General features: G+C 62.7%; 5 protein-coding genes. 4 read left to right on the top strand and 1 reads right to left on the bottom strand.

The features are described 5' to 3' along the window. The first annotated feature begins 34 nt into the window (after positions 1–34). The 4 genes from mutM (at position 35) to HP499_RS17580 (ending at position 4,250) form a co-directional block, all read left to right on the top strand. Entirely contained in the window at positions 35–1,018 is a 984-nt protein-coding gene (gene mutM / locus HP499_RS17595) for a bifunctional DNA-formamidopyrimidine glycosylase/DNA-(apurinic or apyrimidinic site) lyase (protein ID WP_172325495.1), read from the top strand. A 183-nt stretch (positions 1,019–1,201) separates the two neighbouring features. After that, positions 1,202–1,915: a hypothetical protein gene (locus tag HP499_RS17590; RefSeq protein ID WP_172325494.1), complete on the top strand. Its 714-nt coding sequence runs from the start codon at positions 1,202–1,204 to the stop codon at positions 1,913–1,915. An 8-nt stretch (positions 1,916–1,923) separates the two neighbouring features. After that, positions 1,924–3,225, top strand: a complete 1,302-nt coding sequence (locus tag HP499_RS17585; protein WP_216660124.1) for an MFS transporter — start codon at positions 1,924–1,926, stop codon at positions 3,223–3,225. After that, a complete protein-coding gene (locus tag HP499_RS17580; RefSeq protein WP_253951663.1) occupies positions 3,222–4,250 on the top strand; it encodes a hypothetical protein in 1,029 nt (342 codons plus the stop codon). The genes HP499_RS17585 and HP499_RS17580 overlap by 4 nt, the downstream gene beginning before the upstream one ends. A 90-nt stretch (positions 4,251–4,340) precedes the next feature. On the opposite strand, the gene HP499_RS17575 is transcribed toward HP499_RS17580, so the two are convergent. Then, a partial coding sequence (locus tag HP499_RS17575; RefSeq protein WP_172325493.1) for a DUF4082 domain-containing protein occupies positions 4,341–7,844 on the bottom strand: 3,504 nt, incomplete at its 5' end.

Raw genomic sequence — 7,844 nt, 5'->3', positions numbered from 1 at the left:
GGCTCCTACCGGCCCTGCTTCGTCTTGAACCTCCATGCCTGAACTTCCCGAGGTAGAGGTAGTCCGGCGCGGCCTGGCGCGTTGGGTCCGCGGCCGTTCCGTCACCGGCGTCGAGGTCCTTGATCCACGCTCCATCCGTCGGCATGCCCTGGGAACTGAAGACTTCATTGGCAATCTTGAGGATGCCACGGTGCTTGACGTCGTGAGGCGTGGCAAATTCCTGTGGATGCCCCTGGCTGTGACCAGCACGACGGGCGCCACCCCAAACATCACTGAAACGGCGCCGGGTGACCACCTTCCCAAGGCAGCCCTCATGGCCCACTTGGGGATGAGTGGTCAGCTGTTGATGCAGGACCCTGACGTTCCGGACGAAAAGCACCTCAAAGTCAGGATCAAACTCAGCCCTGCCGAGGGCATGCCGGAGCAGCTGCGGTTCGTCGATCAACGGATATTCGGTGGCCTGTTCGTGACCTCGTTGGTTCCCACCCCTGATGGCGGGCCTGGTGGCCTGGGCGAGACGCCGTTGCCGGAAATTGCGGAGGAAGCCGCCCATATTGCCCGGGACCCGCTGGACCCCTTTTTCTCCTTCGATGTCTTCTATCGAAAAATCAAGAACCGCAAAACAGGAATCAAAAGGGCGCTCCTGGACCAGTCCGTCATTTCGGGCATCGGCAATATCTATGCCGATGAAGCCTTGTGGCGTGCCCGGCTCCACTACGCAAGGGCAACTGAGACCATGCGCCGTGCGGATGCTGAGCGACTGGTTGAAGCGGTCAAGGACGTCATGCAAGCCGCTCTCGCAGCCGGCGGGACGAGTTTCGATTCGCTATACGTCAACGTCAACGGCGACTCGGGATACTTTTCCCGCTCACTGAATGCTTACGGGCGCGCCGGCGAATTGTGCAGCCGCTGTGAAGGAACAGGCCTGCACAGCATCATGAAGAGGGAACAGTTCATGAACCGTTCCTCCTACACCTGTCCTGTATGTCAGCCCCGGCCCCGGAATGGACGTTGGTAGGGCCAAAACTGTTCCGGAATCCGGGTGGCAATGGCAGACTGTCCCCATGAACAGCTTGGCGCTTCGAATCGCCATCGCAAAGATCAACGCCACCACATTGCGGGTGGCGTCAGTTCTACCCGCGGGCCGGTGTGATTCCGGATCCTCGAGTTCCTTCAGTGGCCCAGCCGGTCCAGGAATGCCATGATGGCGCGGCGGCTGGTCATAGCGGGTATATGCCTTGCTGTGTTGATTGCCGCCGCAGCCATAGTGCTCGACCAAATGGCCAGGCAGGGAGCAGCGTCCGCGCAAAGCCCTGCATCGTCCAGTTCAAGCCCTGGCGCAGGGGCCGAATCCACCGTTTCGGGCGCACCCACGTCCGGCAGTACGGCGTCGGGCACTGAAGGTACCGCAAGCGGGGGCAGCCCGACCCCGGGCAGCGGCAGCGGCACGGAGGGCAGCGCCGCAGCGAACACGGCCAAGCCCCTGGAAGTGCTCCCTCCCGTCACGGCCACCGCAACAGGTTTGCCTGAACCTTCCGCGCCGGCACCGCTCATCACTGGTGCGCTTCCTGAGCCCGGCAGTGCGTCGGGCGAACTGGTGGATGGCTGGCCCGACGGCGTGCTGTCGCTGCCGGCCGGAACCACTATCGGTTCAACGTCGGTCTCCACCTCAGGTGAGATCCTGCAGCTCACTGCGGACGGCATCATTGCCAAACCGCAGGCCGAAGTCCTTGATTTCTTCCGCCAGTCCTTGGTCTCACGCGGTTTCTGGACCGAGGAAGCCCCGGCTGGGGACGGCGCCATGGCTGCCCGTTTTGTACGAGGCACGGACACTGTGACGGTTTCCGTGTCCACCACGGGGACGGGCAGTTCGCGCTTCCAGCTGTTGGGCAGCCTGCATACAACGGCGGAGTAAGGGAACCGATGTATATTTCGCTATCAGACCGCAGCGGCGGCAAAAGGGACAAGTCCCGGAACAATGCAACGGCACTGGCAGCGGAGGTGCCGTTCCGTTTGTCCCCGGTCATCCTGTGGTTGGGCATCGTGAGCATGGTTACCGATGTATCGTCCGAATCGGTAACGGCAATCCTTCCCCTGTACGTGACCGGGTTCCTGGGGCTTTCCACCATAGCTTTTGGTTTCATTGACGGCATCAACCAAGGCGCCAGCGCCATCGTCAGGATTGCGGCCGGGTGGGCGGCGGATCGCAGCGGGCATCCCAAACGGATAGCCTTGGCCGGCTATGGATTGTCAATGCTGGCCAGGATCGGTTTCCTTTTTGCCGGAGGTTTCTGGGCCATTGCGGCAATCGTGACCGGCGACAGAATCGGCAAGGGAATTCGCACTGCGCCAAGGGACGCGCTGATCTCCGTGTCCGCCCAGCCTGAACATTTGGCACGGTCTTTTGGCGTTCACAGAATGCTGGACAATATCGGGGCGGCTGCAGGTCCTTTGATTGCTTTCTTTGTCCTGTTGATGATCCCCAATGGTTTCAGCACTGTCTTTGTGGTCTCCCTCGCTTTCGCCGTGATCGGGGTTGCCGTCCTGGCGCTGGTGGTCCCGGACATCCGAGCGCATGGCGTGAACAGTGCCGACGGAGGCGAAGGCAAAAGGCTCTTCGCATTTTCGTGGAGTCATCTGAAGGAACCCGGTCTGGGAAAATTGCTGATCGCCGCGGGACTCCTGGGGGTGGTGACCATCGGAGATGGTTTCATTTACTTGGTCCTGCAGGCCCGGGATTCATTCGCCGTCCAATGGTTCCCGCTGTTGTTCGTCGGCACCAATGTGGTGTTCCTCGCCCTCGCCGTCCCCTTGGGGAGGCTGGCTGACAGGGTGGGCAAGGTGCCGGTTTTCGTGGGTGGACACATCGCCTTGCTGGCAACTTACCTTCTGGCTGCGGCACCATTTGGGGGACTCTGGGGCACAGTGGGGTGCCTGGTCCTGTTGGGTGCGTTTTACGCGGCAACTGATGGGGTCCTGGCCGCCTTGGCCAGCCAACTTACCCCGGCGGGAAAGCTGGCTACCGGCATAGCGTCAGCGCAAACGGTGGTGGCCTTGAGCCGGATGACCGCTTCGGCGGGATTCGGCGTGCTCTGGTATGCCGTAGGAGCGCCGATGGCCATGGTGGTGGCCAGCGTACTCCTTGCTTGCGCGGTTGTGGCTGTGGCCGTGATCCTTCGAAGCGCCAGGCCGGCCGCACGCCAGGACGCGGGCAGCGGCGCATGAATATGAGTTTGACCGGCAGCAAGGCGAGGTGGGCTGTTCTCCTGATCGTGACGGCAGTTGTCCTGGTGGCGGCGGGTATCTACGCGGTGGGCGCATACCAACGCTTCGAGGAGAGCAGGACAGCGGCTTCCTCTGTAGGTATCACGGCGGGTCAGCCACTTCCCGGTGTTCCGTTCGTGCTGTTTCGGAACACGGCATCGGGCCAGGGCTACGGCAATGCGGCAACGGTGTCCCTCTCGGATCCGGGCGGTACCCGTGCCGTGAGTGAACAAGAGTGCGATCGCGTCTATGGAACAGCCGCCACAGTGGTGTGCCTGAAAACAAATCGTGGATTGGTGACCGCCTTCGAAGCTGCAGTCCTCAACCGGGACTGGCAGGTCCAGCGCTCATGGCCCGTCCCGGGCATTCCGAGCAGGACCAGGGTCAGCGCTGACGGCTCCCTGATCGCCACGACGGTCTTTGTTACCGGACACTCCTACGCTACGTCGGGATTTTCCACTGCCACTGAGATCAGCCTGCCTGGTGGAACGTCCGGGAACCTCGAGGACTTTGCGTTGATGGTCAACGGTGAGCGGCTGGTGGCCACGGACAGGAACATTTGGGGGGTCACTTTCGCCCCCGGCCAGAACGATGTCTTCTACGCCACAGCGGCGTCATCAGGCCGCATCTGGCTGGTCCGGGGGAGCTTGTCGGCGAAAACCCTGACCGCAATCCACGACCATGTGGAGTGCCCATCGATCTCACCTGACGGCACGCGGATCGCTTACAAGAAGAACGACGGCGGCGGGCTGGTTGCGCACTGGAGGGTCGCCGTTCTTGACCTCGCGTCAGGTCAGGAGAGGGTTCTTTCGGAAAAGCGCAGCGTGGATGACCAGATTGAATGGCTGGATGACCGGAACCTGCTCTACGGTCTGCCGGACGAGGCCGCGGCGGGGGACAGCAACATCTGGCAACTCGGCACCGAACCAGGCTCGCAGCCCAGCCTGTTCATAGCCCATGCGTGGTCTCCCAGCGTCGTTCGCTGAAGGTACCTGTGCTGCAAGATGCCCGCGCTCCGCTGGCGCCCGCCCGGAGTTCGGGGACGGACGCCAGCGGAAGCTGTGTGGCAGATGCCCTCAGCAGGTACCCAGCAACCCGCAGAGCAACCCACCTGACTGGGTCGGACTGGGAGTCGGACTGGGCGAGGGGCTCGGGGAAGCGGTAGCCGTTGCCGTGGACGTTGCCGTTGCGGTGGGTGTCGGTGTGGGCGTTGCAGTGGCCGTCGGTGCAGCCGTGGCCGGTGCAACGGTGGAATACACCACATCCACAAAGTAGTTCGTGGCGTTCCAAGAGGTGGTTGGCATGGCGCCCCCGGATCCATACCGGTAGCGGCCGTTGTTCGGGCCACTGGCGGTGAACACCCCGCTTGTGTAGGTCTGGTTGAAGAACGCAGAGGTGTAGGAGTAGCGGCCATTGGGTGCCCTGTAGGACACCACGTAGGTTTGGCCTGTCACCAACGCGACTGGTGCGGAGAGGGTGGCAGTTTGCCAGCCGGTGGCTGTTTCGTTGGTGAAGGTCACCTGTGCCAGGCGCGTACCTGCAGAGTTCCACAGCGAACCCACGTGGGTTCCGGTGTTGCCGGCGCCCTTGTAGAAACGTATGCCCGTCACGTTCCCTGCCTGCGAAACACTGAAGGCAGTACCAAGTTCAACAGGCATGAAGTCGGTCGCGGAAACTACCTGGGGCGTCAGCGATCCAAAGATGGTGGACACTTGGACGGTGGGCGCCGCAGTGGTGAATTGCCAGTTGGTAGTCGGGAACGACTGCCCCTGTTGGGAGAGGACATTACTGACGCTGGCCGAGATCACGGTGCTGTTGGGCAGGGCCGCAGCAGGGGTGAACGTGACGGTCCGGCTGTCCGCAGAGAGGGCAGCTGTACCGGCCACCGGGTTGCCGTTCGCTGTGAGGGTGAACGACGCTCCCGTGCGGATGGCGGAGGAGAAGGTGATGGAAGGCTTCACGTCCGTTGGAATGCCCATGGCGCCAGGGGCGGGTACCTGTTCGGTGACGGTCAGCGGCTGCACAGCTGTAGCGAACACCACGTCCACCAGGTAACTGGAGGTCGATGATGATGCCGGGAAATCCGTGGTGTAGCTGAAGGCTCCCGAGTCATTGGCGGTGCGCAACGGGCCGCTGGTCAATCCTGCACCAAATCCGCCGGCGGTGTATGAGTACTTGCCCGTGGGAGCCTTATAGGCAGCCACGTACTCGGTGTCGGCTTCGATACTGACTGGTTGGCTGAACGTCGCGGTCTGCCAGCCGGTACTTGACTCGTTGGCGAAGGTGACAGTGGCCAGGAGTTGTCCCGCGGCCGTATATAGCGATCCCGTGTGGGTTCCCGTGTTGCCGGCCGCCTTGTAAAAGCGCACACCCGTGATTTGACCGGCCGTATCGCTGGCAAACCGGACACCGAGGGACAACGCAACTCCGTCATTCGCATCAGGCGTGGTGGGCGTCACGGTATCTTGGTACAGCGTGCAGGGGCAAACGCCCGGAGTCCGCGGTGGGGGAACAGTCGTAAACGTCCACGTACCGCCGGCGGACATCGGTTGTCCGGAGACGGACGTTGCCGTTATCGTCGCCGTGTAGGAGGTCCCGGCGGCCAGAGGGGCGGTAGGCGTGAAGGTAACTTTGCGGGTAGCGGAATCGTAGGCCGTAGTACCAGCTACAGCTGCACCTCCGGTCACTTTCACTGTCAAGCTGACGCTGGACGCCACTGCGGCCTCGGATAGCACTGCGCTGACAGCGGTGTTCAGCGGAACACTCGAAGCATTCGGCAGCGGCGAATGCGAACCGACCGTGAACGGCGCATTGGGCACCGTCACTACGACGTCCACCAGGTAGCTGGTAGTGGACCGTGAAGCGGCAAAGTCACCGCTATAGGTGTAGGCCCCGGCATCCGAAGCGGCCCGGAGTGGACCCACGCTCAGACCTGACCCGAAGCCGTTGGCGGTAGCCGAGTAGGTACCCGTCAACGATTTATAGGACACGATGTACTCCGTGTTCGCGGCCATTTGGACCGGCTGGCTGAACATGGCCGTCTGCCACCCTGAGGCGCTCTCGTTGGTGAACGCCACTGTGGCCAACTGCTGGCCCGCAGCCGTGTACAAGGCTCCATTGTGGCCGCCAGTGTTGCCGGCGGACTTGTAGAAGCGCATACCGATGATTTCACCTGCGGCAACGCTGGAGAACCTCACGCCCAGCGTCAGTGGCACGCCCTCACGCAGCTCGGCGATGCCGGGTGTCACGGAGTCGTCGAAGAGGCTGCACGGACAAGCACCCGGAACCGGCAGCGTGGCCGCAGTGGTGAAGGACCACGTACCGCCTGCAGTGACCGGACCGCCGATCGAATCCGTGCCGGACAGCGTCGCCGTATATTGGGTGCTGAACCCCAACGCGCTCGACGGCGTGAAGGTCGCCCGCCGCGTCGCGGCGTCGTACACTGTGGTCCCGGCAACAGGGCCGGATGCGGACTGCAGCGTCAGCTTGACACTGGCTGCCGTTACCGGCTTGGAGAACACAGCGCTGACTTTGGTGTTCACGGATACGCTCGACGACGACGGGATGGGCGTCTGGCCCGAGACTGTCATGGGGGAGCTGTCTACGGTGCTGAAGAGCGCATCCGTGAAGTAATTGCCACCATTGAAGCTCGTGGTGGGGAATCCTGGTGAGGTGCTGTAGACCCCGGCCGGCTCAGCGCCGAAACCACCAGCAACCTTCAAGGGAGCATCCGTGGAACCGAAGCTCGCCCACTGATGGTCCTTGGTGGCGTAGTGGCCGTTGGGAGCCCAATAGGACACCGTATATTTCTGACCGGCCGCAACAGCCACGGCCTGGCTGAACAAGGCTGTCTGCCAGCCGGATGCTGTCTCATTGGTAAACGTGGTGGTGGCCAGGCGCTCGCCGGTGGCACTCCACAAAGAACCGGTGTGCGTTCCGGTGTTGGCCGTGCTCTTGTAGAAGCGCACACCGGTGATGAAGCCGTCCACTGACGGAGTGAACCGCAGGCCCATTTCGTAGGCACCGCCGTCACCTGAGTCTTTGACCACAGGAACTGTCTGGCCAAAGACGCTGTAGGGTCCGCTGAGTGTCAGGTTCCTTGTCACTGCCGCGCCGATGTTGGCGCTGTCGTCAATGGCCCGCGCCTGGATGGTGGCGGCAGCGAGGCCCTTCTGGATATAGGTGTAGGTCCAGCTCTGCTTCCCGGTGGCGGGGTGCCAGGTGGCACCGCCGTCGGTTGAAACCTCTACACCGGCCACCACGCCGCCCACATCCGTGGCCGTTCCGGTCACGGTGACGCTGCTGCCGTGCGCAACTGTGGCCCCGTTGGCAGGAGTGGAGATGGCGGCTGTGGGTTTGGTGGTGTCGGTGCTGGCGGAAGCTGCCACCAGTCCTGCTGCCCGGGTGGCGGGTTGCGCGCCCATGTCGGCGAGGATATTGACCTGCGCCTGCCTCATGCGGGTGTCGGCTGGAGCACCATTGCCATCGTGCACTTGGTCCAGGCCCCAGGTCCATTGGACGCTGCCGGCCGAGAAGACCAAGGCGCCGCTGGCTGCCCGGTACAAGGTGAGATTATGCGT

It is taken from the genome of Paenarthrobacter sp. CM16 (assembly GCF_013179505.1).
Classification (GTDB): Bacteria; Actinomycetota; Actinomycetes; order Actinomycetales; family Micrococcaceae; genus Arthrobacter.
This window is presented reverse-complemented; position numbering and strand designations above follow the sequence as displayed.

Bases quoted from the DNA above. Each gene is read 5' to 3' on its own strand.
- mutM (WP_172325495.1), top strand. From the start codon at position 35: ATGCCTGAACTTCCCGAGGTAGAGGTAGTCCGGCGCGGCCTGGCGCGT.
- HP499_RS17590 (WP_172325494.1), top strand. From the start codon at position 1,202: ATGATGGCGCGGCGGCTGGTCATAGCGGGTATATGCCTTGCTGTGTTG.
- HP499_RS17585 (WP_216660124.1), top strand. From the start codon at position 1,924: ATGTATATTTCGCTATCAGACCGCAGCGGCGGCAAAAGGGACAAGTCC.
- HP499_RS17580 (WP_253951663.1), top strand. From the start codon at position 3,222: ATGAATATGAGTTTGACCGGCAGCAAGGCGAGGTGGGCTGTTCTCCTG.